The sequence below is a fragment of the Burkholderia thailandensis E264 genome (genome assembly GCF_000012365.1).
GTDB classification, from domain to species: domain Bacteria; phylum Pseudomonadota; class Gammaproteobacteria; order Burkholderiales; family Burkholderiaceae; genus Burkholderia; species Burkholderia thailandensis.
Genome location: NC_007651.1, coordinates 1803944 through 1830007 on the forward strand (window position 1 = coordinate 1803944; position 26064 = coordinate 1830007).

17 protein-coding genes and 1 riboswitch are annotated in these 26064 nt (G+C 69.7%); of the genes, 5 read left to right on the forward strand and 12 right to left on the reverse strand.

The annotated features are described in order from the left end of the window. Positions 1-66 precede the first annotated feature (66 nt). Positions 67-2361, forward strand: a complete 2295-nt coding sequence (gene metE / locus BTH_RS20400) for a 5-methyltetrahydropteroyltriglutamate--homocysteine S-methyltransferase (RefSeq protein ID WP_009889789.1) — start codon at positions 67-69, stop codon at positions 2359-2361. Positions 2362-2686: 325 nt separating this feature from the next. Here the strand turns inward: metE and pepN are convergent, their stop codons facing one another. Beyond that, positions 2687-5380 (reverse strand): aminopeptidase N, encoded by a 2694-nt coding sequence (pepN, locus tag BTH_RS20405; RefSeq protein ID WP_009889793.1) that lies wholly within the window; start codon positions 5378-5380, stop codon positions 2687-2689. Between the two features lie 219 nt (positions 5381-5599). On the opposite strand from pepN, the gene BTH_RS20410 reads away from it, so the two are divergent. After that, positions 5600-6301: a DUF4136 domain-containing protein gene (locus BTH_RS20410; protein ID WP_009889795.1), complete on the forward strand. Its 702-nt coding sequence runs from the start codon at positions 5600-5602 to the stop codon at positions 6299-6301. Between the two features lie 226 nt (positions 6302-6527). Here BTH_RS20410 and BTH_RS20415 read toward each other — a convergent pair whose 3' ends face one another. The 7 genes from BTH_RS20415 to BTH_RS20445 form a co-directional block, all read right to left on the reverse strand. Beyond that, positions 6528-7100, reverse strand: coding sequence for a TMEM165/GDT1 family protein (locus BTH_RS20415; RefSeq protein ID WP_009889801.1), 573 nt, complete (start codon positions 7098-7100; stop codon positions 6528-6530). A 58-nt stretch (positions 7101-7158) separates the two neighbouring features. Next, positions 7159-7313: riboswitch (yybP-ykoY riboswitch) on the reverse strand. 202 nt (positions 7314-7515) lie between these two features. Then, positions 7516-8829 (reverse strand): guanine deaminase, encoded by a 1314-nt coding sequence (gene guaD / locus BTH_RS20420; protein WP_009889803.1) that lies wholly within the window; start codon positions 8827-8829, stop codon positions 7516-7518. Between the two features lie 25 nt (positions 8830-8854). Then, positions 8855-10231 carry an NCS2 family permease gene (locus BTH_RS20425; protein WP_009889804.1) on the reverse strand — a complete coding sequence of 459 codons (1377 nt, stop codon included), beginning with the start codon at positions 10229-10231 and terminating at the stop codon, positions 8855-8857. A 95-nt stretch (positions 10232-10326) separates the two neighbouring features. Further along, positions 10327-11352: an adenosine deaminase gene (locus tag BTH_RS20430; protein WP_009889805.1), complete on the reverse strand. Its 1026-nt coding sequence runs from the start codon at positions 11350-11352 to the stop codon at positions 10327-10329. A 41-nt stretch (positions 11353-11393) separates the two neighbouring features. After that, positions 11394-12425, reverse strand: coding sequence for a xanthine dehydrogenase accessory protein XdhC (gene xdhC, locus BTH_RS20435; RefSeq protein WP_011402115.1), 1032 nt, complete (start codon positions 12423-12425; stop codon positions 11394-11396). A 606-nt stretch (positions 12426-13031) separates the two neighbouring features. Beyond that, positions 13032-13541: a disulfide bond formation protein B gene (locus BTH_RS20440; protein WP_009889807.1), complete on the reverse strand. Its 510-nt coding sequence runs from the start codon at positions 13539-13541 to the stop codon at positions 13032-13034. A gap of 103 nt (positions 13542-13644) precedes the next feature. Further along, a complete protein-coding gene (locus BTH_RS20445) occupies positions 13645-15021 on the reverse strand; it encodes an amidase (RefSeq protein WP_025369843.1) in 1377 nt (458 codons plus the stop codon). A 624-nt stretch (positions 15022-15645) separates the two neighbouring features. Here BTH_RS20445 and BTH_RS20455 point away from each other — a divergent pair. Further along, the gene (locus BTH_RS20455; RefSeq protein ID WP_011402116.1) at positions 15646-16980 is read left to right on the forward strand and encodes a gamma-glutamyl-gamma-aminobutyrate hydrolase; all 1335 of its coding nucleotides are present in this window, start codon (positions 15646-15648) and stop codon (positions 16978-16980) included. A 180-nt stretch (positions 16981-17160) separates the two neighbouring features. Here BTH_RS20455 and BTH_RS33810 read toward each other — a convergent pair whose 3' ends face one another. Next, complete coding sequence (locus BTH_RS33810) at positions 17161-17391, reverse strand: hypothetical protein (protein ID WP_127446398.1); 231 nt, start codon at positions 17389-17391, stop codon at positions 17161-17163. On the opposite strand from BTH_RS33810, the gene BTH_RS20460 reads away from it, so the two are divergent. Then, entirely contained in the window at positions 17390-18685 is a 1296-nt protein-coding gene (locus tag BTH_RS20460) for an MFS transporter (RefSeq protein WP_009889811.1), read from the forward strand. The genes BTH_RS33810 and BTH_RS20460 overlap by 2 nt on opposite strands. Before the next feature lie 346 nt (positions 18686-19031). On the opposite strand, the gene BTH_RS20465 is transcribed toward BTH_RS20460, so the two are convergent. Further along, positions 19032-20876: a tetratricopeptide repeat protein gene (locus tag BTH_RS20465; RefSeq protein ID WP_009889812.1), complete on the reverse strand. Its 1845-nt coding sequence runs from the start codon at positions 20874-20876 to the stop codon at positions 19032-19034. Between the two features lie 139 nt (positions 20877-21015). On the opposite strand from BTH_RS20465, the gene BTH_RS20470 reads away from it, so the two are divergent. Continuing rightward, a complete protein-coding gene (locus tag BTH_RS20470; protein WP_009889813.1) occupies positions 21016-22662 on the forward strand; it encodes an FAD-dependent monooxygenase in 1647 nt (548 codons plus the stop codon). A gap of 168 nt (positions 22663-22830) precedes the next feature. On the opposite strand, the gene BTH_RS20475 is transcribed toward BTH_RS20470, so the two are convergent. Next, complete coding sequence (locus BTH_RS20475) at positions 22831-23091, reverse strand: formate dehydrogenase subunit delta (protein WP_009889814.1); 261 nt, start codon at positions 23089-23091, stop codon at positions 22831-22833. A 7-nt stretch (positions 23092-23098) separates the two neighbouring features. Beyond that, positions 23099-26053: a formate dehydrogenase subunit alpha gene (fdhF, locus tag BTH_RS20480; protein ID WP_009889817.1), complete on the reverse strand. Its 2955-nt coding sequence runs from the start codon at positions 26051-26053 to the stop codon at positions 23099-23101. Between the last annotated feature and the right edge of the window lie 11 nt (positions 26054-26064).

The following is a 26064-nucleotide window of genomic DNA, read 5'->3' on the forward strand; positions in this document are numbered from 1 at the left end:
CAAAAACTTTCGTTTGAGTAATGATAGGGCAAATCCGATACTGCCGGTCACTTCTGGAGGATCGAGATGACCACCGCACACATCCTGGGTTTTCCGCGCATCGGCGCGCAACGGGAACTGAAGTTCGCCCTTGAACGCTATTGGCGCGACGGCGCGTCGGCCGACGCCGAGCGCGCGCTCGTCGACACCGGCCGCGCGCTGCGCGCCGCGCATTGGCAGACGCAGCGAGACGCCGGGCTCGACTGCGTGACCGTGGGCGATTTCGCGTGGTACGACCACGTGCTGACGACGCTCGCGCACGTCGGCGGCCTGCCGCGGCGCTTCGGCTTCGACGCGCGCGCGCTCACGCTCGCCGATTACTTCGCGGCCGCGCGCGGCAACGCCGCGCAGCCGGCGATGGAAATGACGAAGTGGTTCGATACGAACTACCACTATCTCGTGCCCGAGTATTCGCCGGCGACGACGTTCGGGCCGGGCGTCGAGTGGCTCTTCGACGAGGTGCGCGAAGCGCGCGCGCTCGGTCATCGCCCGAAGGCGGCGCTCGTCGGCCCGCTCACGCTGCTGTGGCTCGGCAAGGCGCGCGATGGGCTCGCCGATCGTCTCGAACTGCTGCCGCGCCTCGTGCCCGCGTATCGCGCGCTGCTCGCGCGGCTAAGGGAGGCGGGCGTCGACTGGGTGCAGATCGACGAGCCGATCTTCGCGCTCGATTTGCCCGCCGCGTGGCGCGACGCGGCGCGGCCCGCGTACGAAGCGCTCGTGCCCGGCGCGCCGAAGCTGCTCGTCGCGACGTATTTCGACGATGTGAGCGAGCACGCGGCGCTGTTGAAGGCGCTGCCCGTCGCGGGCCTGCATGTCGATCTCGTGCGCGGCGATGCGCAGCTCGACGCGTTCGTCGCGGACTATCCGGCCGACAAGGTGCTCTCGTGCGGCATCGTCGACGGCCGCAACGTGTGGCGCAACGATCTCGACCGCTCGCTCGCTCGGCTCGCGCCGGTGCATGAAACGCTCGGCGAGCGGCTGTGGATCGCGACGAGCTGCTCGCTGCTGCATGCGCCCGTCGATCTCGCGCACGAACCGAAGCTCGACGACGAACTGAAGGCGTGGCTCGCGTTCGCCGTGCAGAAGACGCGCGAAGTCGCCGCGCTGCGTGACGCGCTCGCGAAGGGGCGCGCGGCGGTCGCGGCGGAGTTCGACGCCGCCGCTGTGGCGGCGGCCGCGCGACGCACGTCGGCGCGCATCCACAATCCGCTCGTCAAGCGCCGCGTCGCCGCGTTGACCGACGCCGACGCGCGCCGCGCGAGCGCTTATCCGGCGCGCGCGGCCGCGCAGCGCGCGCGCTTCGACTTGCCGCCGCTGCCGACGACGACGATCGGCTCGTTCCCGCAGACGCCGGAGATCCGCCGCGCGCGCGCCGCGTTCCGGCAGGGCGTGCTCGATCACCTCGGCTATCTGGAGGCGATGCGCGAGCAGGTGCGCATCGCGATCGACAAGCAGCTCTCGTACGGCCTCGACGTGCTCGTGCACGGCGAGGCGGAGCGCAACGACATGGTCGAGTACTTCGGCGAGCTGATGTGGGGCTTCGCGATCACGAGCAACGGCTGGGTGCAGAGCTACGGATCGCGCTGCGTGAAGCCGCCCCTCGTCTACGGCGACGTCTATCTGCCGGAGCCGATGACGGTCGGCTGGGCGTCGTATGCGCAGAGCCTGACGACCAAGCCGGTGAAGGGCATGCTGACGGGGCCCGTGACGATGCTGCAATGGTCGTTCGTGCGAGACGACCAGCCGCGCGCGACGACGGCGCTGCAGATCGCGCTCGCGCTGCGGCAGGAGACGCTCGATCTGGAGAAGGCCGGCATCGGGATGATCCAGGTCGACGAGCCGGCGCTGCGCGAGGGGCTGCCGCTGAAGGCGCGCGATCGCGCCGAGTATCTGGACTGGGCGGTGCGCGCGTTCAGGATCGCGGCGTCGGGCGTCGCGGACGACACGCAGATCCACACGCACATGTGCTATTCGGAGTTCGGCGACATTCTGCCGTCGATCGCGGCGCTCGACGCGGACGTGATCTCGATCGAGACGACCCGCTCGAACATGGAGCTGCTCGACGCGTTCGAGACGTTCGAGTATCCGAACGAGATCGGGCCGGGCGTCTACGACATCCATTCGCCTCGCGTGCCGGACGCCGACGAGATCGAGCGGCTCATCCTGCTCGCGCTCGAGCGGATTCCGGCGCAGCGCCTGTGGGTGAATCCGGATTGCGGGCTGAAGACGCGCGAGTGGCGGCAGGTCGACGCGGCGCTCGCGGCGATGGTCGACGCGGCCAAGCGCGTGCGGCAGACGGTCGAGCAGGCGGTGCCGGCTTGATGCGGCGCGAGCGCGCGCGAGGGGCGTGGTCGTGCGCGTGCGGACGCGAATGCGCGTGAACGAGGCGCGCCGAGCGCGGCGTATGCGCTGGATGCGGCCGCCGACCGACGCGTGCGCCGTTCACGAGCGCGACGCGGCCACGCCTGGTTCAGGCGAACGCGATTGGTTCGGTGCGGCCGGCCGGTTCGACAAGAAAGCCGGCATCGCGTGACGCGATGCCGGCTTTTTCGTCTGCGGCAGCAACGAACGGCGCGGCGGCCGCGCGCATCGCCCATCAGGCCTGTTGATCCTGTTGGTGTAGGTTCTGTTGGTCTCGTCGGCCCCGTCAGGCGAGCGCCTTCTCGACGATCTCCCGCACGTCGCGCGACTGCGCGTTCGCGGCGACGCGTTCGAGCGCTTCGCGCATCTTGTCGCGCAGCGACGGCGTGAAGCGGCGCCACAGCTCGAGCGCGCGCGCGAGCCGCGCGGCAACCTGCGGATTGAGCGCGTCGAGCGAGAGCACCTGATCGGCCCAGAACGCGTAGCCCGAGCCGTCGGCCGCATGGAACTGCGCCGGATTCGCCGAGCAGAAGCCGAAGATCAGCGATCGCGCGCGGTTAGGATTCCTCAGGTTGAACGCAGGATGCGCGAGCAGCTTGCGCACGATGTCGAGCGTCGGATGCTCGGGCGTGCCGCGCCGGGTGGCCTGCATCGAGAACCACTTGTCGATCACGAGCGCTTCCTTCTCGAAGCGGCGATAGAAGTCCTCGAGCGCACGATCGGCGGCGCGCGCCGCGTCGGCCGAGGCGGCGGCGGCCGACAGCAGCGCGACGAGCGCGGATGCGCGATCCGTCATGTTGTTCGCGGCGTCGTATTGCGCGGTGGCGAGACGGATCGCGTCCGCCGGTTCGTCGAGCTCGGCGAGGTAGGCGAGCGCGAGGTTCTTCAGCGCGCGACGGCCAGCGTCGTCGGGCGTCGGCGCATAGGCGCCCGGTGTCTGATGGCGGTCGTAGACCGCGAGCCAGTCGGCGCGCAGCGCGTTCGCGAGCTGACGGCGCACGAACTGGCGCGCGCGATGAACGGCGGCCGGATCGGCTTGCGTCATCTGGTCGGCGAGATAGGCTTCCGACGGCAGCGTGAGCGCGAGCTCGCGAAACGCGGGCGACAGCGTGTCGTTCGTCAGCACGCGCTTGAACGCGGCGACGAACGCGTCGTCGAGCGCGAGCGGCTGCTGCGCGGCCGCGCGCGCGGCGAGCGTGAGCAGCGCGCGCGTCGCGAGGCGCTGGCCCGCCTCCCAGCGGTTGAACGGATCGCCGTCGTGCGCGAGCAGGAATGCGAGCTCGTCGTCGCGGTAGTCGTATTCGACGATCACGGGCGCCGAGAAATTGCGCAGCAGCGACGGCAGCGGCGCTTCGTCGACGTCGACGAACGTGAACGTCGTCTCGGTCTCGGTCAGATCGAGCACGCGCGTCGTGCCCGACGTGGCCGCCTCGCCTTCGAGGCGCAGCGGCAGGTCGCGGCCGTCGGCGCCGATCAGGCCGATCGCGAACGGAATCAGCAGCGGTCCTTTCTGCGTGTCGCGCGCGGCATCGCCGTAGCCTTGCCGCAGCGTCACCGCGTAGCGCTTCGCGGCGGCGTCGTAAGCGGTGCGAACCGTCACGCGCGGCGTGCCCGCCTGGCTGTACCAGCGCTCGAACAGCGCGAGATCGCGGCCGTTCGCGTCGGCCATTGCGTGGCGGAAGTCGTCGCACGTGACGGCCTGCCCGTCGTGGCGCCGGAAGTACAGGTCCATCCCCTTGCGAAAGCCGTCGCGGCCGAACAGCGTCTGATACATCCGCACGACTTCCGCGCCTTTCTCGTAGACGGTCATCGTGTAGAAGTTGTTGATCTCGACGTAACTCTCGGGCCGCACCGGATGCGCCATCGGGCCGGCGTCCTCGGCGAACTGGAGCTGGCGCAGCACGCGCACGTCCTCGATGCGCTTGACCGCGCGCGCGGCGGCGTCGTCTTCGGCGCCCGCGGACATGTCGGCCGAGAACTCCTGGTCGCGGAACACGGTGAGGCCTTCCTTCAGGCTCAACTGGAACCAGTCGCGGCAGGTCACGCGGTTGCCTGTCCAGTTGTGGAAATACTCGTGGCCGACGACCGATTCGACGTTCGCGAAGTCGACGTCGGTCGCCGTTTCCGGGTTCGCGAGCACGTACTTCGTGTTGAAGATGTTGAGCCCCTTGTTTTCCATCGCGCCCATGTTGAAATCGCCGACGGCGACGATCATGAAGCGGTCGAGATCGAGCTCGAGGCCGAAGCGCCGTTCGTCCCAGCGGATCGAATGGATCAGCGAATCCATCGCGTGGCGGGTCTTGTCGAGATCCTGCGGCTCGACCCACACCTGCAGCAGCTTGTCCTTTCCGCTCGCCGATTTGATCGTTTCCTCGAGCTTGACGAGCTTGCCCGCGACGAGCGCGAACAGGTAGCTCGGCTTCTTGAACGGGTCTTCCCACTTCGCGAAGTGGCGGCCGTCCGGCAGATCGCCGGAATCGACGAGATTGCCGTTCGACAGCAGCACCGGATACGCGGCCTTGTCGGCGCGCAGCGTGGCCGTGTACGACGCCATCACGTCCGGGCGGTCGACGAAGTAGGTGATGCGCCGGAAGCCCTCCGCCTCGCACTGGGTGAAGAAATTGCCGCTCGAGACGTACAGGCCCGAGAGCGTCGTGTTCGATTCGGGCGCGCACGCGTTCTCGATCGTCAGCTCGAACGCGTCGGGCACGTTCTCGACGGTCACGCCATGCTCGTGCGCGCGCACCGCGTCGTACGGCTTGCCGTCGAGATGCGCGCCGATGAGCACGAGCGCCTCGCCCATCAGCTCGAAGTGCGGCGCGGGCGCGGCATCCGGATTGCGGCGCACGCGCATCGTGTTCTTGACGATGGTGCGCGCGGGCTCGAGATCGAACTCGAGCGCGACGGTATCGATCAGGAACGCAGGCGGCGTGTAGTCGCTGCGGCGGATCACGGCGGAGGGAGCGGCGGTGTCGGACATGGCGATCGTGGGCATAGGATAAGGTTGGGTCCGCGCCGGGCGCGCGGCGCGGCGGCAAGAGCCCATTGTACAAAGCCTTGGCGCAAGGCGCGCGGGACGAACTTTTCGGCGGCGCGGGCGGTCTTCGTGATATCGGCGCAGCGCTTGCGCGACGGCGTATCATCCGGTCATCACGCCGTCCGGCCAGCCCGCGCGACGCCATTGATCCAGAGGACGAACATGAAACGCATTCCCTTCATTCGCGGCACGGCGCTCGTCGCGGGTGCCCTGATCGTGCTGCTGTCCGGCTGCACGTCCTACGTCACGACACAGGTCACGGCGTTCTCGAACTGGAGCGGCAACGACGCGACGCGCACGTACGCGTTCGCGCGGACCGCCGAGCAACAGAACAGTCTCGAGCAGTCGACCTACGAGCAGATCGTCGGCAACGAATTGTCGACTTATTCGTTCAGGCGCGTGCCGACTAAGGATGCGCGCTATCTCGTCCGGCTTGCGTACGGCATCAAGAGCGACTGGGTGTCGGTGCCGCAGCCCGTCTACTACGATCCGTGGTTTGGCCCCGGCCCGTACTGGCGCGGACCGTGGGGGCCGTACGGTCCGTGGGGGCCGTTCCCGACGGGCTACGTGAATCAGAGCTACCAGATTTTCCAGCGCTCGCTCGAGATCCGGATCACCGAGCGCGCGACGGGCACGGAGGTCTATAACGTCGCGGCGCGCAACGCGGGCGAAGGCTCGTCGCTGCTGCAGGCGATGCCGTATCTCGCTCGCGCGGCGCTCGCCGATTTCCCGCTCGGCAACGGCACCGTGCGCACGGTGCGGCTGCCGGTCGACAAGAACGGCGCGCCCGCGCCGATGCCGTCGAACGAGCGTGCGGTGCCCGCCGCGCCCGCGTCCGGCGCAGCCTCGGCGCCGGCGCATTGAGACGGCGAGCCGACGAGGCGGCGAACCCGTGAAAGGGGGAGCCGGAAAAACGCCGAACCGGCGAACCCGTGAGTCGGCGCGATGCTGAGCCGGGCGCGCCGCGGGGGCGGCAGCCGGTTGCCGCTGTCGTCATTGCCGCTGCCGGCGTGGCGAGCGGCTGCCATGCGCGGGGGCGCATGGCCCGCGCGCGCGTCCCGAAGGCGGGCACGCGGCTCCCTTTGCGCCGTCAGGCGCCGCCGTGGATGAACGCGAGCGCGCCGAGCGCGATGAACAGCACGGCGGCGACGCCGTGGACGAGCTTCGTCGGCAGCCGGTGCGCGAAGCGGTCGCCGAGCAGGATTGCCGGCACGTTCGCGAGCATCATCCCGAACGTCGTGCCGGCGACGACACCCACGTAATCCTGGAAGCGCGCGGCGAGCGCGACGGTCGCGATCTGCGTCTTGTCGCCCATTTCAGCGAGGAAGAACGCGACGAACGTCGCGCCGAACACGCCGAGCCGCGAGCGGTTCGCGTTCGCCTCGTCGGCGTCGAGCTTGTCCGGCACGAGAATCCACAAGCCCATCCCGATGAACGAGATCGCGAGCGCCCAGCGCATCACCGTCGGCGTCAGATAGACGCCGAGCCACTCGCCGAGCGCGCCGGCGAAGCCGTGGTTGATCAGGGTCGCGGCAAGGACGCCGGCGATGATCGGCAGCGGCTTGCGGTAACGTGCGGCGAGGACGAGCGAGAGCAGTTGGGTCTTGTCGCCGATTTCGGCGAGGGCGACGGCGCCCGTCGAGATCAGGAAGGCTTCAGTCACGGAACGAATATCCCAGGGCCAGGTTGAACGCGAGCGACGATTCGCCGCGCGCCGGGCCCATCTGCGGCGCGTGGAGAATCATCGGTCTCGCCAGGCCCTGCGGGCTGCGTCCGCCATGGCCGCGACGGCCAAGTCTGTTGACGGACGCCTCCGTCACGAGCGCGCCGGGCGGCGTCGGCTTGAGCGGAGCGGCTACTCCCCAATGAGGAGCGGATTCTAGCATGCCTTTTTTGTACGAAGGGAACGATTGTTGCGGCGCGTCGACCACGGAGGGCGTGGCGGCGATGCCCGGGCGAGCGCGACGCGAGGGGTGCCGGGCAGGGGGCGAGCGCGGACCGGTGCGGACCGGCCCGTCGGCCGCGTGGCGCGCCGGGCGGCTCGCGTCCTCGACGGCCTTCACGCGCTCAGACCATGCTCAGCCCGCGTCGGCGACGTCGCGCCGATGCACGCAGCGGCCGGCCGCATACGTGCGATAGACCGCACGATCGTCGCCGAGCAGCGCGAGCGCGAACAGCAATTCCTCGAGCGACTCCGCGCGCGCGGTGCGGCGTGCGAGCAGCGGCGTCGCAGCCGGATCGAGCACGACGAAGTCGGCTTCCGCGCGCGGCGCGAGCGTGCCGATCGTGTCCGCCAGGTCGAGCGCGTGCGCGGCGCCCGCCGTCGCGAGCCAGAACATCCGGGTTGCGCTCAGATGATGGCCCGTCATCCGCGCGATCTTGTGCGCCTCGTTCATCGTTTGCAGCATCGAGAACGACGTGCCGCCGCCGACGTCGGTCGCGAGCGTGACGGCCATCTGCCGCGCGTTCGCGCGATCGAACTCGAACAGGCCGCTGCCGAGGAACAGGTTCGACGTCGGGCAGTGCGCGGCGATCGCGCCCGTTTCGGCGAAGCGCCGGCGATCGTCGTCGTCGAGATGGATGCAGTGGCCGTAGACCGCGCGCCGGCGCAGCAGGCCGTAATGATCGTAGACGTCGAGATAGCTGCGCCGCTCGGGGAACAGCTCGGCTGCCCAGCGGATCTCGTCGAGATTCTCCGCGACGTGGCTCTGGATGAACACGTCCGGATGAAGCTTCGCGAGCGCGCCGCACGCCTCGAGCTGCTCGTGCGTCGACGTGGGCGCGAAGCGCGGCGTGAGCGCGTACAGCTGCCGGCCGCGGCCGTGCCAGCGGGCGATCAGCTCGGCGCTGTCGTCGTAGCCCGATTGCGCGGTGTCGCGCAGGAACTCGGGGCAGTGGCGGTCCATCAGCACCTTGCCCGCGACCATTCGCAGGCCGCGCGCGTCGCTCGCGTCGAAGAATGCGTCGGCCGACTGCTTGTGCACCGTGCAGTAGACGAGCGCCGTCGTCGTGCCGCATGCGAGCAGCGTGTCGAGGAAGAACTCGGCGACGTCGCGCGCGTGCGCGGAATCGGCGAAGCGCCGCTCGGTCGGGAACGTGTAGCGGTCGAGCCACGGCAACAGGCCCGGCGCCGGCGACGCGATCATTTCGGTCTGCGGATAGTGGACGTGCGTGTCGATGAAGCCGGGCACGATCAGCTTGTCGCGCATTTCGACGAGCGTCGCGTCGGGCGCGAGGCGTGGCGCGAGCGCCGCATAGGCGCCCGCCGCAACGACGCGCCCGTCGTCGTCGACGACGAGGAGGCCGTCTTCGTCGTGCGCGATCGCGTCGTCCGATTGCGCGGGGTCGCCGTCGAACCTCAGCAGGCGGGCGCGGAAAGCGGTTTGGGTCATCGTTTGGAATCCGTATCGATTGAAATCAGAGCTGCGCGACGAGTAGCACCGACAGCGCCGCCACGACCCACATCGCGGGCTTCACGTCGCGGCGGCGTCCGGTGAAGAGCTTCAGCACGACGAATGCCAGAAAGCCGTATGCGATGCCTTCGGTGATCGAGTACGTGAGCGGGATCAGGATCATCGCGAGAAACGCGGGGATCGCCTCGTCGAAGCGGTGCCATTCGATCTTCGTGATCGATTCCATCATGAACACGCCGACGAGCACGAGCGCGGGCGCCGTCGCAATCGCCGGGACGAGCGAGAGCAGCGGCGACAGGAACAGGAACGGCACGAAGCACAAGCCCGCGACCACCGCGACGAGCCCCGTGCGCCCGCCCGCCGAGATGCCCGCCGCCGATTCGATGTACGCGTTCGCGGGGCTCGTGCCGAGCGGCGCGGACACGACGGCCGAGAACGCGTCGACGATCATCGACTGGCGGATGTTGCGCGGATTGCCGTCGCCGTCGCGCAGGTCGCCGGCCTCCGAAATCGCCATGAACGTCGACAGCGCGTCGAAGAACGCGGTGAACAGCATCACGAAGATGAACGGCCAGTACGCGAACTTCAGCGAGCCGAGCAGATCGAGCTGACCGATCGCCGAGAAGTCCGGCGCGGCGACGAAGCCGTTCCAGTTGACGAGCGTCTTCGTTGCGATCGCGGCGGGCCAGTACGCGCTGCCGTCGCCCCACACGCGGCCGATCGGGATCGCGAGCAGCGTCGTCGCGACGATGCCGAGCATCAGCGCGCCCGTGACGCGGCGCACGACGAGCACGGTCGTGATCGCGAGGCCGGCGAGAAACGTGACGATCACAGGGTTGAGCGACGTCGCGTGGACGATCGTCACCGGATCGCCGACGATGAACTTCGCGTTCACGAGACCGATCAGGCTGATGAACAGGCCGATGCCGCACGACACCGCGTGCCGCAGGTTCGCCGGAATCGCGTCGACGACGAGCTTGCGCGCGTTGAACGCGGCGAGCGTCGCGAACAGCACGCCCGCCCAGAACACGCAGCCGAGCGCGGTCTGCCAGGGCATCTTGCCGCCGTGGACCATCACGAACGTGAAGAGCGCGTTCATCCCCATGCCCGGCGCGACGAGCACCGGGTTGCGCGCGTACAGGCCCATCGCGCAGCTGCCGAGGAAGCTGACGATCACCGTTGCCGTCAGCGCGGCCGAAAACGGCACGCCCGCCTGCGACAGGATGCCGGGATTCACGACGATGATGTACATCGCGGTCAGGAACGTCGTCACGCCGGCGACGATCTCGGTGCGCAGCCGCGAGCCGGACTCGCGGATGCCGAAGTGGCGCTCGAGCGCCGAGCGCTCAGCAGGCGCGGCGGTGCCTTGGTAGAGGTCCATCGTTAAGCTCTCCTCAGTGTCTCGTGTCGAACGCGTCGCGTCTGGACGCGCGCGCTTCGCGCGCCGCCGCATGCGGCGCGCGCGTCGTGCGGCCGTCAGGCCGCGTGCCAGTGCGCGTCGAGCTTCGCGATCAGCGCCGCGCGTTCGTCGGCGCTCACGAACGACGCTTCGAAGCCGTTCCTGATCACCGTGTAGACGTCGTCGTCGCCAAGCTGTAGCGCGTCGACGGTCGCGAAGTAGTTTTCGTTGACGTAGCCGCCGAAATACGCGGGATCGTCGGAGTTGATCGTCACCGCGACGCCGCGATCGAGCAGCGCCTTCAGCGTGTGCTTCGTCAGGTCGTCGAATACGCAGAGCTTCAGGTTCGACAGCGGGCAGACGGTGAGCGCGATCTTCTCGCCGGCAAGGCGCGCGACGAGCGCCGTGTCCTCCGCGCTGCGCACGCCGTGATCGATGCGATCGACCTTCAGCACGTCGAGCGCTTGCGTCACGTATTCGGGCGGGCCTTCCTCGCCCGCGTGCGCGACGAGTTTCAGGCCGCGCTCGCGCGCCTTCGCGAACACGCGCGCGAACTTCGACGGCGGGTTGCCGCGCTCGGACGAATCGAGCCCGACGCCGACGAGGCGATGCGCGTAGCGATCGAAGAGGGGCAGCGCCGCCTCGAACGTCGCAAGTGCGTCTTCCTCGGACAGATGGCGCAGGAAGCACAGGATCAGCTTGCTCGAGAAGCCGCGAGCCTGCGCATCGGAGAGCGCGCGATCGATGCCCGCGACGACCGTCTCGATCGGCACGCCGCGCTCGGTGTGCGTCTGCGGATCGAAGAAGATCTCCGCGTGCGCGACGTGATCGGCGAGCGCGCGCTCGACGTACGCGGCCGTCATGTCGTAGAAATCCTGTTCGGTGAGGAGCACGCTCGCGCCCGCGTAATAGATGTCGAGGAACGACTGCAGATCGGTGAACGCGTACGCGGCGCGCAGTGCGTCGATCGATTCGTATGCGAGCTTCACGCCGTTGCGCTGCGCGAGCGCGAAGATCAGCTCGGGCTCGAGCGAGCCTTCGATGTGGATGTGCAGCTCCGCCTTCGGCGCGCGGGCGATCTTGTCTTGGAATGTCGGGGTCATCGTGGTTTCTTTGGTCGTGTCCTGGTTTGAATGGCGGCGATTCAGCTCGCGCCTGCGCCGTGCGCCGCGGGCGATGCGGCCGGATGCCCGTTCGCGCGGCGCGCGTCGACGGTCTGCAGGATCTGCGCGGAGACGGCGATCGCGATTGCCTCGGGCGCCTTGTCGACGATGCCGGGCACGCCGATCGGGCATTGCATGCGCGCGATCTGCCGCGGATCGATGCCGCGCGCGGCGAGCCGGTGCTCGAACTGCATCCGCTTCGTGCGCGAGCCGATCATGCCGAAGTACGCGTAGTCGCCGCGCGAGAGGATCCGGTGAGCGAGCTCGAGATCGCGGGCGTGATTGTGCGTCATCACGACGAAGTACGCACCGGGCTGCGCCTCGTCGATTGCTTCGTCGGGCGCGTCGTTCGCGTCGAGCGACAGATTGCGGATGCCCGCGAGCGTGTCGGGCGGCGGGAACTGCGCGTCGCGCTCGTCGACCCAGCGCACGTGGCACGGCAGCGTGCCGAGCACGCGCACGAGCGCCGCGCCGACGTGTCCGGCGCCGAACAGCACGACCGAGAACGCGCGCGGCGCGATCGTCTCGGTCAATAGCGGTGCGCCGCCGATGTCCCACAGCAGGCAGTCGGGGCGCGTCGCGCCCGGCTCGGGCTCGCTCAGCATCATCGTGTCGGCATCGGCGCCGAACGACACGCTGCGCACGGTCGGCGCGCCCGCCGCCGCGCGTTTCGCGAGCGACGTGACCCAGCCGAGATCGGCGATGTCGAGCCGCTCGAACGCGAGCACGACCGCGCCGCCGCAGCACTGGCCGAGGCTCGGGCCGAGCGCGAGCCGCTCGAGCCGGCGCGCGTGCGGCGTGTGCGCGCCTTCCTTCAGCAATTGCCGCGCGATCTCGATCGCCTTCCATTCGAGATGGCCGCCGCCGATCGTGTGGCGCGCGGCGTCGCGCGTGACGAGCATCTTCGTGCCCGCGTCGCGCGGCGCGGAGCCGTCGACGTGCGCGACCGTGACGAGAACGGCCGCGTCGCCGCGGGCGAGCAGATGCTGCAGGTCGGTGAGCCAGGTTTCCATCCGGCGGTTCTCCTGATCGTGCATCAGGCCGTGACGGCCGGGCGGGCGGCGGCTGCCGCGTGAACGGTGCGCGGCGCGCGGGCGGACGCGGCTGCGCGCAGATTCGCCGCGTGCGACACGCACGTTCTTGCCTCGGACGTCCGGACGCGCGGCGAGCCGGCATGGCGCGCGCGTTCGGCTGGCTGGCGGTGTCGCGCATCGCCGCTCGGGGCGGTGCGCACGAGGCGGCGGGGCAGGCGGATGGTTGGCGTTGTCATGGCGAATCCACGGGACATTGCGGATCAGGCGCGCGTTACGCAGGGTCGAGAAGCGCCCCCTCGCGCACGTAGATCGCCATCCGGAAATGAAGATAGCACCGCAAAAAGGCGGCGGTATGGCCTGGCAATGATGCGGGCTATTCGGTGGCGATCATGATGCGCATAGGATTCGCGGGCCCGGCCGAAGTTGCCGGATGACGGGAACCTTTGCTGCGCGCGGGTCCCGGCGGGGCCGGATGCGGGCCGGCGCCGCCGATCGCGCCGGCCCGCTGGCCGCGATGCCCGGGAAAACGAGCAGCGCCGGCCGGCGGCGCGGGCGGCCGCGCAGTGTGCGACCGCGCCGGGCCGATCAGCGCAGCCGGCCGCGGTGGCGCAGCAGGCTCGCGGCGACGGGCACCACGATCAGCGCGAACGCGATCAGCGCCCAGCCGGGCAGCAGGATGCCGAAGATCGGCGGATAGACTGTCTCGCACAGCCCGGCGACCTTGAACACGCCCGGCAGCCAGTGCGCGGGCGGCAGGCTGTCGACGACAGGCTGCAGCGCGTCGAAGCCGCAACTGAAGCCCGGGTTCAGTTGCACGTACAGGTGGCGCGCCGCGGTGCCGACGCCCGCGGCGGCCGACAGCACGATGAGCGCCTCGATCACCGCGATGCCCGCGCCGCTCGCCATGCCCGCGCCGATGAACGCGAACACCGCGATCAGCACGAAGAAATAGCGCTGGATGATGCAAAGCGGGCACGGGTCCTCGTTTTTCACGTACTGCAGATAAAGCGCGCCGGCCAGAAGCGCGAGGCATACGAGGCCGAGCAGCACGAGCAGTCGTCGTTCGCGGTGCAGCGAGAGCGTCAGGTTGTTCATCGAAACGGGATTCCTTCGAGCGTTCGGGAAAATGAATCGTCGGATTTTAACGCGAACGCCGCGCCGCTTTCCGACGGCGCGGCATCCGGCACGCAGGCGGCGCTCAGCGGATCGTCGCGAGCACCGCTTCGACCGCCTGCCCGATCGCGAGCAGCGCGTCGTCGCGATGCGGCGCGGCGGCGAGCATCAGGCCGACGGGCGCCGTGTCGCGCGGATGGCACGGCAGCGACAGCGCGCACGCGTCGAGGAAATTGAACGCGCTCGGGTTGCGCAGCACGAGCGCGTTCGTGCGCGCGAACGCGTCGTCGTCCCGTTCGAGTTCGGCGATGCGCGGCGGCGCGATGGGCACCGTCGGCGCGACGAGCGCGTCGAAGCGCTGCCATACGGTGCGCGCCGCCTCGTCGATGAGCGCCGCGCGCGCGGCGACGAGGTCGAGGTAATCGGCGGCGCTCGCCGGCTCGCCCTTCAGGATGCGCGCGAGCACGCGCGGATCGTACGCGTCGCGGTGGCGCGCGACGAGCGGGCGATGCCACGCGTACGCCTCGATCGAAGAAAAACCGTAGCGGTTGATGTCGGGCAGCGTGTCGAGCGGCGCGAAGCGCGCGTCCGACACGATCGCGCCCGCCGCCTCCAGGTGCTTGAGCGCGGCGTCGAGCGATGCCGCGACGTGCGCGTCGACGCCGTCCGTCACATAGTTCGTCAGCACGCCGAGCCGCACGCCTTCGAGCGGACGCGCGGCGCTCACGAGCGGCTCGAGGCCCGCGAGAATCCGGTCGACGAGCGCGCAGCACGCGACCGAAACGCCGATCGGGCCGAACGAATCGAGCGTCGTCGACAGTGGCACGCCGCCTTGCTTCGGAATCCGGCTCGCTGTCGGCTTGAAGCCCGTCAGCCCGCAGAACGCGGCGGGAATCCGGATCGAGCCGCCCGTGTCGGTCGCGAGCGCGACGGCCGCCATGCCGTGCGCAACCGATGCGGCCGCGCCCGACGACGAGCCGCCCGCGATCCGCTCGTCGCCCGGCACGCCGCGCCGGTACGGCGAGCGCGGCGTGCCGTAGTGCGGATTGAGGCCCAGGCCGGAGAATGCGAACTCGCTCATGTTCGTGCGGCCGACGAGCACGGCGCCCGCGCGCTTCAGGCGGGCGACGGCGATCGCGTCGGCCGCCGCAGGGGGCGCGTCGGCGAGCACGCGGGAGCCCGCGCGCGTGACCTGGCCCGCGACGTCGAACAGATCCTTCACCGACACCGGAATGCCCGCGAGCGGCGACAGCACGGTGCCCGCCGCGCGCAGGCGGTCGTGCGCGTCGGCGGCCGCGCGCGCGCCTTGCGCGTCGATCTCGGTGAACGCGAGCGCGCCTTGTCCCGCCGGATCGGCGGCGCGTTCGAGCGCGGCTTCGACGAGCGAGCGGCTCGTCGTCGCGCCGGCGGCGAGATCGGCGGCGAGCCGGGCGAGCGGCGGGAAGGGAGCGAAAGTGGTCATGGCGGTATCAGGCTCGATCGGGTTGCCGAAGCGCCGTGCGACGCGGCCCGGCACGGTTCGGCGCTTCGTGAAGCGAAGCCGCGCGGCGGCGGGCAGCGCTCGGGTTCGCGCATTGTAGAACAGCGGTGCGCCGCGGGGGGGCGAGGCGGTACGCGTCGCACGCCGCTTCGAACGCGCGGCTGCGCGCCGGACGGCGCATGGCCGCGCGGGCGGGAGTGGGGGCGAGCGGGGCGTGCCGGTGCGCTGCGGCGCGATGCGTGAAAACGATGAGCGTCATGCTTGCTTACCGCCGTGCTCGATATCGCGCCGGGTTGCCGTTTCGTGCGCGGCCGTTCGCGCGCACGACCTGCCGGAGCGGCGCCGCGCGATGCCGAGGACGAAACCGCGGCGACGATGCGCTCGCGTGGCGCACATTGCCGCGCCGCCGCCATCGCGAGGCCGCCGCACTTCGATTCGTACGTCGAATCGTGCGCATCGTTGCGCGATTGCAACGTATATCGGCGTGAATTCGCGACAGTGTTGCAACAATATTGACGAAATTCTGTCGGTTTGCCGCCGATCGTGTACTGAAGCATAATGAATTCTTGTTGATTCTCCGCGTGACCGACGCGCCAGACCTTCGTCATGAGCGAAAACACGTCCGCAAGAACCGATCAGCCCGGTTCTTCCTCCTCTGCTTCCGCAGCGACACCTTCCGGCCCCGCTGCTCCGGCTTCCTTGCCTTCCGTCTCCGACAAACCGCCCGCGGGCGCGACCGTTCACGTCGGCGCGTTCGCCGCGCAGATCGCGGCCGCGCAGGACATCGGCGACCCTGGCTCGGCGCCGACAGGCACGATCGCCGAGCCCGGCGCACCCGGCGTTGCGGCGGCCCCGGCTGCGGCCATGCCGGGCGCAGCCGGCGCAACCACGTCCGGCGCGTCTGCCGCTGCCTCGGGCGCGGCGAGCGCAGGCGCATCGGCGCCGGGCGCCGCCAGTTCCGCCGCGCGCTCGAAAGCCGGCTCCCCGCCGCCGGGCTTCGGCGCGCAACCCGATTTCGAGACGTCGCGCCCGCCGCCCGCGAGCGCGGCCGCACCTGCGCCGCCCGCATACCTGAAACAGAGCGACACGCCGTGGTCGGTGTTCGGCCGGATCATCGCGGCGCGCGCGCGGCGGCTCTTCGACCGAGCCGGCCAGCGGATCACGCAGCGCACGCTGCGCATCGGCGTGTCGGCGCGCATCTTCCATCCGGAGCCCGGCGCGCCGGGGCTGCGCGGCAAGACGCTGCAGTATCTGGAGGAATCGATCGCGCACTGGGTGATGTCGCGCGACGTGCTCGTGTTCATGATCCCGACGGTCGGCCATCAGGGGATGCTGCATCCGAGCAACATCCGGCTGCGCGACTATGCGAAGCATCTCGACGGCCTGTTGCTGCAAGGCGGCGCCGACGTCTCGCCGCAGACCTATGCGGCGACCGACGCGCGTCCCGAATGGCCCGGCGACCGCGTGCGCGACATGTACGAGCTCGAACTGCTGCACGAGTTCATCGAGTCGGGCAAGCCGGTGCTCGGCGTGTGCCGCGGGTGCCAGCTCATCAACGTCGCGTTCGGCGGCTCGCTCTATCAGGACATCGCGACCGACGTGCCGACCGCGGGCGCGCACGTGAGCGAACACTACGACCAGCACCGGCATTCGATTCGCTTTCCTGACGGCTCGACGCTCGCGAACATGTTCCCCGGCCGCCGCGAGGCGATCGTCAACTCGATTCACCATCAGGCGATTCGCGACATCGGCCGCGATCTGAACATCGAGGCCGTGTCGGCGGAAGACGGGATCATCGAGGGGATTCGCTATCGCCGCGCGCCGTTCGTCGTCGGCGTGCAATGGCATCCGGAGTTCCATCGCGCGGGCGGCCCGGAGCTGCTCGACTGCACGCCGCTTCTCGATACGTTCCTGCGCGCGGCGCGCGAGACGCGGCTGTAGCCGGCGCGAGACGCGGTTTCCACGCAAGCAGGAAAGCGGCGGGCCGCACTTCGGTGCGGCCCGTCGTTCGTTCGGCATCCGGAGCATCGGCCGGACGATCGTGCGATCGCTCGGCGCGACGCCGCTTCGTTCGCACGCCTGCGCGGAAGAGGGCGCGCAAAAAGGGGGGCAAAAGGCATCTCAAAGGACTTGATAAGAAGACTCGACAAGAAATGTTTCAGATACCTTTCGGGCTGCTTCGCAAGCGACGCTTTGACGCATCTCGCCATCGTTCGCAGTAAGATGGCGGACGCCGCGCAGCGCATCATCGATCTGCGCGGCCCCCGGCCGCGCCGGGGAAAGAAGCACGATGTGATACGCGCCGCGCGCCGCCTGCCGGTGGCCGCGGCGCAGCCTTATCGAGAGAGACATGTCTACCGCGTCCCCCGCAATTCAGCAGGAATCCAAGGCCAGGACCGTGTTCCGCGTCGTCAGCGGCAACTTCCTGGAGATGTACGACTTCATGGTCTACGGCTACTACGCGTCCGCGATCGCCAAGACCTACTTCCCGAGCGGCAACGCGTTTGCGTCGCTGATGCTGTCACTGTCCGTGTTCGGCGCGGGCTTCCTGATGCGCCCCGTCGGCGCGATCGTGCTCGGCGCGTACATCGATCATCATGGCCGCCGCAAGGGCCTCATCCTGACGCTCGCGCTGATGGCGCTCGGCACGCTGACGGTCGCCACGATTCCGGGCTATGCGACGATCGGCGTGCTCGCGCCGATTCTCGTGCTGCTCGGCCGCCTGCTGCAAGGTTTCTCGGCGGGTGTCGAGCTGGGCGGCGTGTCGGTGTACCTGTCCGAGATCGCGACGAAGGGTAACAAGGGCTTCTACACGTCGTGGCAGTCGGGCAGCCAGCAGGTGGCGGTCGTGTTCGCCGCGTTCGTCGGCGTGCTGCTGAACCGCGCGCTGCCCGTCGAGCAGATGACGTCGTGGGGCTGGCGCATTCCGTTCCTGATCGGCTGCCTGATCGTGCCGTTCCTGTTCCTGATCCGCCGCTCGCTGAAGGAGACCGACGAGTTTCTCGCGAAGCGCCACCGTCCGAGCATGGGCGAGATCATGAAGTCGATGCTCGAAAACTGGGGCGTCGTGCTCGCCGGCATGGGGATGGTCATCATGACGACCGTGTCGTTCTACATGATCACCGCGTACACGCCGACTTTCGGCAAGGAAGTGCTGCACCTGTCGGCGATCGACGCGCTCGTCGTGACCGTCTGTGTCGGGCTGTCGAACCTGATCTGGCTGCCGCTGTCGGGCGCGCTGTCCGACCGGATCGGCCGGCGCCCCGTGCTGATCGCGTTCACGGCGCTCACGATCCTCACCGCGTATCCGGCGATGCAGTGGCTTGTCGGTTCGCCGTCGTTCCTGCGGCTGCTGACCGTCGAACTGTGGCTGTCGTTCCTGTACGGCTCGTACAACGGCGCGATGGTCGTCGCGCTGACCGAGGTGATGCCGGCAGACGTGCGCACCGCAGGCTTCTCGCTCGCGTACAGCCTCGCGACGACGATCGGCGGCTTCACGCCGGCGATCTCGACGCTGCTGATCCACGAGAGCGGCAACAAGGCGGCGCCGGGGCTCTGGCTCGGCCTTGCCGCGATCTGCGGACTGATCGCGACGCTCGTGCTGTACCGGTCGCCGCAAGCGCGCAATCAGTACAAGACGACTTGAGCGGACGGGCGGCCTGCTGCGAACGGGCCGTCGACGGCGAATCGGGAAACGGAGCGCGCCGCGCTCCGTTTTTTGTTTGAGCGAAGCGTTGGCGCGGCGCGCGGCGAAGACGCGGGCGGCAAGTCCGGAGTCGTGATGGCGCGCGATCGCGGTATCGATGAATCGACCATGTTGCGGCTCGAAGGCTCGAAGGCTCGAAGGCTCGAAGGCTCGAAGGCCCGAAGGCCCGAAGGCGAGACCGACCGTGAGCGCCGCCGAAAGGGGCGCGTCGCACGAGCGACGATTCGCAGGCGGACGCGAAGCTCAATAGACCGAAGCAAGCGCGCACGAATGCGCGCGCGAGCCGTCATCCGCGCGCGATCTCGCTCGCGACGGTTTCGACCACCTCGTCCCAACGCCCCGGCTCCGACTGCCGGACGAGTCGCGCGCGCGGATACCACGGGCTGTCGTCACCCGTGCTCCAGCGCCAGTCGGCGGCGACGGGCAGCATCAGCCACAGCGGCTTGCCGAGCGCGCCCGCGAGGTGGGCGACCGCCGTGTCGATCGAGACGACGCCGTCGAGCCGATCGACGAGCGCGGCTGTCGCCGCGAAATCGGTCAGGCCGTCGAGCCGGTGGATGCGCGCCGCATCCGGATGCGCGTCGAGCGCCGCCCGGTCGGTGTCCGACAGCATCGGCTGCAGCACGATCCAGTCGATGCCGGCGAGCGCGAAGAGCGGCGCGAGCGCATCGAGCGGCAACGCTCGATTCTCCTGCACCTGCGCGCTGCCCGACCATGCGATGCCGAACTTGCGCTTCGCCTGTCCGCCCAGCGAGCCGCGAAAGCGGCGGCGCGCGGCGTCGGGCACGTCGAGATACGGCGTGCGGGACGGGATCGCATCGTATGCGAGGCCGAGCGCGAACGGCAGGCTCAAGAGCGGGCAGACGAGATCGGCGGCGGGCGTCTGCGCCGCATCGGCCGGCACGACGCTCACGCGCCAGCGCGCGGCCATCGGCTCGACGAGCGGCAACAGCGCCGGCTGGACCTGCAGGACCAGCCGCGCGCAGCGCTCGCGCGCGAGCGGCACGAGCCGCACGAACTGCAGCGTGTCGCCGAAGCCTTGCTCGGCGAGCACGAGCAGCGTGCGGCCCGCGATCGGCTCGCCTTGCCAGCGCGGCAGCGGCCCGAGCGGCGCCGCGCCCGGCAGCGCATGCCGCGCTTCGTACGCGGGCAGGCCGCGCGCGAAGTCGCGCAGGGTGAGCAGCGTGACCGCGCGGTGCATTTGCGCGAGCGCGTGCGACGGATCGAGCCGCAGCGCCTGATCGAACGCGCGCAGCGCCATCTCGTGCGCGCCGAGCGCGTGATGCGCGGTGCCGAGGTTGAGCCATGCGAGCACGAACGACGGATCGAGCCCGACCGCGCGCTCGTAATGCGGCAGCGCGTCGCGATGGCGGCCGAGCGCCGCGAGCGCGTTCGCGAGCCCGAACAGCGCGAGCGGAAAGCGCGGCTGCAGCGCGAGCGCGGATTCGAATGCGCTGAGCGCCTGCGCATGCCGGCCGACCGCATCGAGCGCGTTGCCGAGATTGAAATGCGCGGCGACGAAGCGCGGCTCGGCGGCGAGCGCCGCGCGAAAATGCGCGATCGCTTCTTCAGTGTCGCCAAGCGCGGCGAGCGCCATGCCGAGGTTGTTGTGCGCACCCGCGTGGCCGGGGCGCAGTTCGAGCGCGCGGCGAAACGCCGCAAGCGCGTCGCCGTGCCGGCCGAGCGCATTGAGCGCGTTGCCGAGATTGTTGTGGATCGACGCGTCGCCGGGCGCGAGCGCGAGCGCGCGCTGAAACGCGTCGACCGCGTCGTCGTGCCGCTCCTGCGCCGCATATGCGTTGCCGAGGTTGTAATGCGCGAGCGGAAACTCCGGCGCGAGCGTGAGCGCGTTGCGAAAGCGCTCGATCGCGTCGTCGAGGCGGCCGAGCGCCTTGAACGCGTTGCCGAGGTTCAGTTGCAGCGCAGCGTCGTTCGGACGCAACTCGACCGCGCGGCCGACGAGATCGGCCGCTTCTTCGTGCCGGCCCTGCTGATGGCGCAGCACGCCGAACAGGTGCAGCGCGTCGGCATTGGCGGGATTGGTGGCGAGCGCCGCCCGGTAGCCGTGCTCGGCATCGTCGAGCCGGCCTGCGCGGTGCGCGGCGAACGCGCGGTCGAAAGCGGATTCCATGACGCGGGACAAACGGGAAACCCTGCATTTTCCCATACCTCGAACCGCGCCGGCCGAATCGACCGAGGCGGCCCGCCCGCTATGGATGCGGCGCGGCGGCGGGCGTAGACTGCGGGTGTTGCGTATCGACGAGGTCCTTATGGCAGTCGTTCCGCTCATCACGCCTCCCGTGCTGATCGTCGGCGCCGGGCCGACCGGGCTTGCCGCCGCGCTTTGCCTCGCGCGCGCCCGCGTGCCGGTGCGCATCGTCGACAAGGCGGCACGGCCCGCGCACCATTCGCGCGCGATCGGCATCCAGGCCAGAACGCTCGAACTCCTCGAGCAGCAGCGCGTCGTCGACCGGTTCGTCGAGCTTGGCCATCGCGCGCGGCTCGCGATCCTGTACTCGGCCGGCCAGCGCATCGCCGAGCTCGACTTCGATCCGCTGCAAACGCGCTATCCGTACCTGCTGTTTCTCGACCAGACCGTCACCGAGCGTTTGCTGACCGAGCATCTCGCGACGTTCGACGTCCACGTCGAGCGCGGCGTGACGCTCACGCATTGCACGGAGCCGGAAGGCGCGCTCGACGTGCGGCTGCGCCACGGCGACGGTCGCGACGAGCATCTGCAGCCGTCGTACGTCGTCGCGGCCGACGGCGCGCACAGCACCGTCCGGCGTCTGCTCGACGTCGATTTCGTCGGGCATGCGTTCGAGCAGACATTCTTGCTCGCGGATCTCGACGTCGGCGCCGACTGGCCCGACGACGAGATTCATTTGTTCACGACGGGCGACGGCATCGCCGGATTGTTTCCGATGGGCAACGGCCGCTACCGGCTCGTCGCCGATCGGCCGCCGCGCAACGGCGCGCTCGACGACGAGCACGGGCCGTCGCTCGAGCTGTGCCGCGAGATCGTGCGCGCGCGCGTGACGCCCAATCTGAAGATCGGCGATCTCGCATGGTCGTCGTATTTTCATCTGCACAGCCGGATGGTCGCGAAGCTGCGCGTCGGACGCGTGTTTTTCGCGGGCGATGCCGCGCACGTGCACAGCCCGGCGGGCGCGCAGGGGATGAACACGGGCATTCAGGAGGCGTTCAATCTCGGCTGGAAGCTCGCGCGCGTGCTGGCCGGCAACGCGCCCGAGCGGTTGCTCGACACCTATCACGAGGAGCGTCACCCGATCGAGCGCGACGTGCTTCGGCAGACGAGCTTCGCGACGCAGGTCGTCGAGGCGGACCGCGGGCCGCTCAGGCTGCTGCGCAACCACGTCGTGCCGATCCTCGCGTCGTTCGGGCCGTTGCGGGACGCGGCGCGTCGCTCGGTCAGCGAGCTCGCGATCCAGTATCGGAAGAGCCCGCTCACGCTCGAACGCGTGCTCGACGGCGGGCCGCGCGCGGGCGAGCGCGCACCGGACGCGCTCTTGCATGTGCTCGACGGGCCGCTCGGCAAGGCGCCCGGCGTCGCGCGCCTCTTCGATCTGCACGATCCCGCGCATTTCACGCTGCTCGTGCTCGAACCGCGCGAGGCGATCGACGACACGTTGCCGTCGGATCCGGGCGAGGACGGCCGCGCGCTCGCCGACGCGCTCGAGCGGATCATGCCGGGCGCGGTGCGCTGCTGGCGCGTGACGGATGCGCAGGGCGAGGGCGCGCCGCTGTTGATCGATGCGTACGGGCGCTCGCGGCCCGTGTTCTACCTGCTGCGCCCGGACGGTTACGTCGCCGCGCGCGGCCGCCCGGCGACGGATGCGAACGCGCTGCTGCGTCATTGCGAGACGTGGTTCTCGGGAATGCGGCTCGACGCGTGAACGCGACGGCGCGCCAGACGGGCGCGGCCGGCTCGCGGATGCGGCCCGTTGCGGACCGAGCGGCGCCGCACGCGAGCGGCGGGGGAGCGGCCGGCGTGCGCAGCCGTGTCGATCCGCGCGACGCGGCATCGACCCACGCATGCCGATGGGTGCGGCGCCCGCCGTCCGCTACGCGGCGTGCGGCGCGGCGGGCGCGGGCTCGAGCGACGCGCGGTGCTTGTCGATCGCCTCTCGGACGATCGGCGCGACGCCTTGCGCGGCGTCGTCATGCGGATCGTCGAGCGCGGCGAGCAGCGCGCGCCGCATCCGCGGCTCCCAGAAGCGCCGGATGTGATCGGCGATGCCCGCGACCGCTTCGTCGTGATCCGGCATCGACGCGAAGAACGCACCGATCTGGTTCGCCATGTCGATCAGGTGTCGGCTTTCCATGTCGACCTCACTTGCCCGTTGCGGTTGCCGGCGCGTTCGCGGCGGTGCGCTGCTCGAGCAGCGCGAGCTGCTCCGCGCGAAAGCGCGTGTACGCGCGCTGCCACTCGGACGGTTGCGCGACGGGCGCGACCTGCACGGCCGTCACCTTGTACTCGGGGCAGTTGGTCGCCCAGTCCGAGCTGTCGGTCGTGATCACGTTCGCGCCGGATTCCGGGAAGTGGAACGTCGTGTAGACGACGCCCGGCTGCATCCGCTCGGTGACGAGCGCGCGCAGCACCGTCTGCCCGGCGCGTGATTCGACACCGACCCAGTCGCCCGTCTTGATGCCGCGATCGCTCGCGTCGTGCGGATGGATCTCGAGCCGGTCCTCGTCGTGCCAGCGCACGTTTTCCGTGCGGCGCGTCTGCGCGCCGACGTTGTACTGCGACAGGATTCGGCCCGTCGTCAGGATGAGCGGATAGCGCGGCGTGACCTTCTCCGGCGACGCGATGTACTGCGTGATCATGAACTTGCCCTTGCCGCGCACGAAGTGATCGACGTGCATCGTCGGCGTGCCTTCCGGCGCCGCATCGTTGCACGGCCACTGGACGCTGCCCAGCGCGTCGAGCAGCGCGTACGACACGCCCGCGAACGTCGGCGTGAGACGCGCGATCTCGTCCATGATCTCGGACGGATGCGCGTAATGCATGTCGTAGCCGAGCGCGCGCGACAGCATCAGCGTCACCTCCCAGTCCGCGTAGCCGGAAAGCGGCCTCATCGCGCGGCGCACGCGCGAGATCCGGCGCTCGGCGTTCGTGAACGTGCCGTCCTTCTCGAGGAAGGTCGCGCCGGGCAGGAACACGTGCGCGTACTTCGCGGTTTCGTTCAGGAAGATGTCCTGCACGACGAGGCATTCGAGCGACGATAGCGCCGCCGCGACGTGCTGCGTGTTCGGGTCCGACTGGACGATGTCCTCGCCCTGGCAGTAGAGGCCCTTGAAGCTGCCGTCGAGCGCCGCGTCGAACATGTTCGGGATGCGCAGGCCGGGCTCCGGCTGCAGCGTCGTCGCCCATGCCTCGTCGAAGCGCGCGCGCACGGCCGCATCGCCGATATGCCGGTAGCCGGGCAGTTCGTGCGGGAACGAGCCCATGTCGCACGAGCCCTGCACGTTGTTCTGCCCGCGCAGCGGGTTCACGCCCGCGCCCTCGATGCCGAGGTTGCCCGTCGCCATCGCGAGGTTCGCGATGCCCATCACCATCGTCGAGCCCTGCGCGTGCTCGGTGACGCCGAGCCCGTAGAAGATCGCCGCGCGCCCGCCCGTCGCGTACAGGCGCGCGGCGGCGCGCACCGCGTCGGCCGGCACGCCGGTGATGTCCGCCGTCGCCTCGGGCGAGTTCTCGGGCCGCGCGGCGAACGCGCGCCACACGTCGAACGCGTGCGGCTCGCAGCGTTCGGCGACGAACGCCTCGTCGACGAGGCCCTCGGTGACGATCACGTGCGCGAGCGCGTTGACGAGCGCGACGTTCGTGCCGGGGCGCAGTTGCAGATGATGGACGGCCTTCACGTGCGGGCCGTCGACGAGATCGATCCGGCGCGGATCGGCGACGATCAGTTTCGCGCCCTCGCGCACGCGGCGCTTCAGGCGCGAGCCGAACACCGGGTGGCCGTCGGTCGGATTCGCGCCGATCACGACGATCACGTCGGCCGAGCCGACCGACGCGAACGTCTGCGTGCCCGCCGATTCGCCGAGCGTGACCTTCAGGCCGTAGCCCGTCGGCGAATGGCAGACGCGCGCGCAGGTATCGACGTTGTTGTTGCCGAACGCCGCGCGCACGAGCTTCTGCACGAGGTACGTCTCTTCGTTCGTGCAGCGCGACGACGTGATGCCGCCGATCGAATCGCGGCCGTGCTTGTCCTGGATGCGGCGGAACTGCGCGGCCGCATGGCCGATCGCTTCGTCCCAGCTCACTTCGCGCCACGGATCGGTGATCTTCTCGCGGATCATCGGCTTCGTGATGCGATCCTTGTGCGTTGCATAGCCCCACGCAAAGCGGCCTTTCACGCACGCATGGCCTTCGTTCGCCTGGCCGTTCTTGTGCGGCGTCATCCGCACGACCTGCTCGCCTTTCATCTCTGCCTTCAGCGAACAGCCGACGCCGCAGTACGCGCAGGTCGTGACGACCTCGTGCTCGGGCTGGCCGAGCCGCGCGACGCTCTTTTCGATGAGCGTCGCGGTCGGGCACGCGGCGACGCATGCGCCGCACGACACGCACTCCGAATCCATGAACGCGTCGCCCGCGCTCGCCGCGACGCGCGAGTCGAAGCCGCGCGCGGCGATCGTCAGCGCGAACGTGCCCTGCGTCTCCTCGCACGCGCGCACGCAGCGATTGCAGACGATGCACTTCGCCGGGTCGTAGCTGAAGTAAGGGTTCGATTCGTCCTTCGCGTCGCTCAGATGGTTCTTGCCGTCGAAGCCGTAGCGCACCTCGCGCAGCCCGACCGCGCCTGCCATGTCCTGAAGCTCGCAATCGCCGTTCGCCGCGCATGTGAGGCAGTCGAGCGGATGATCGGAGATGTAGAGCTCCATCACGTTGCGGCGCAGATCCTGCAGCCGGTCGCTTTGCGTGCGCACCTTCATGCCGGCCTCGACGGGCGTCGTGCACGACGCCGGGTAGCCGCGCCGGCCCTCGATCTCGACGAGGCACAGGCGGCATGAGCCGAACGGCTCGAGCGAATCGGTCGCGCAGAGCTTCGGCACGTTGATGCCGGCCTCGATCGCCGCGCGCATCACCGACGTGCCGGCCGGCACCGTGACCTCGCGGCCGTCGATGTCGAGCGTGACGTCGGCGTCGGCGTGGCGCTGCGGGGTGCCGTAGTCGGTGTCGTCGAACGGATCGGCGCGACGCGCGTGCGCGGCGCTCTTGCACGCGCACTGGCCGGAGCCGCAGCCTTGCCGGGACGAATCGAATGCGGAAGAAGTCATCGGAACTCCTG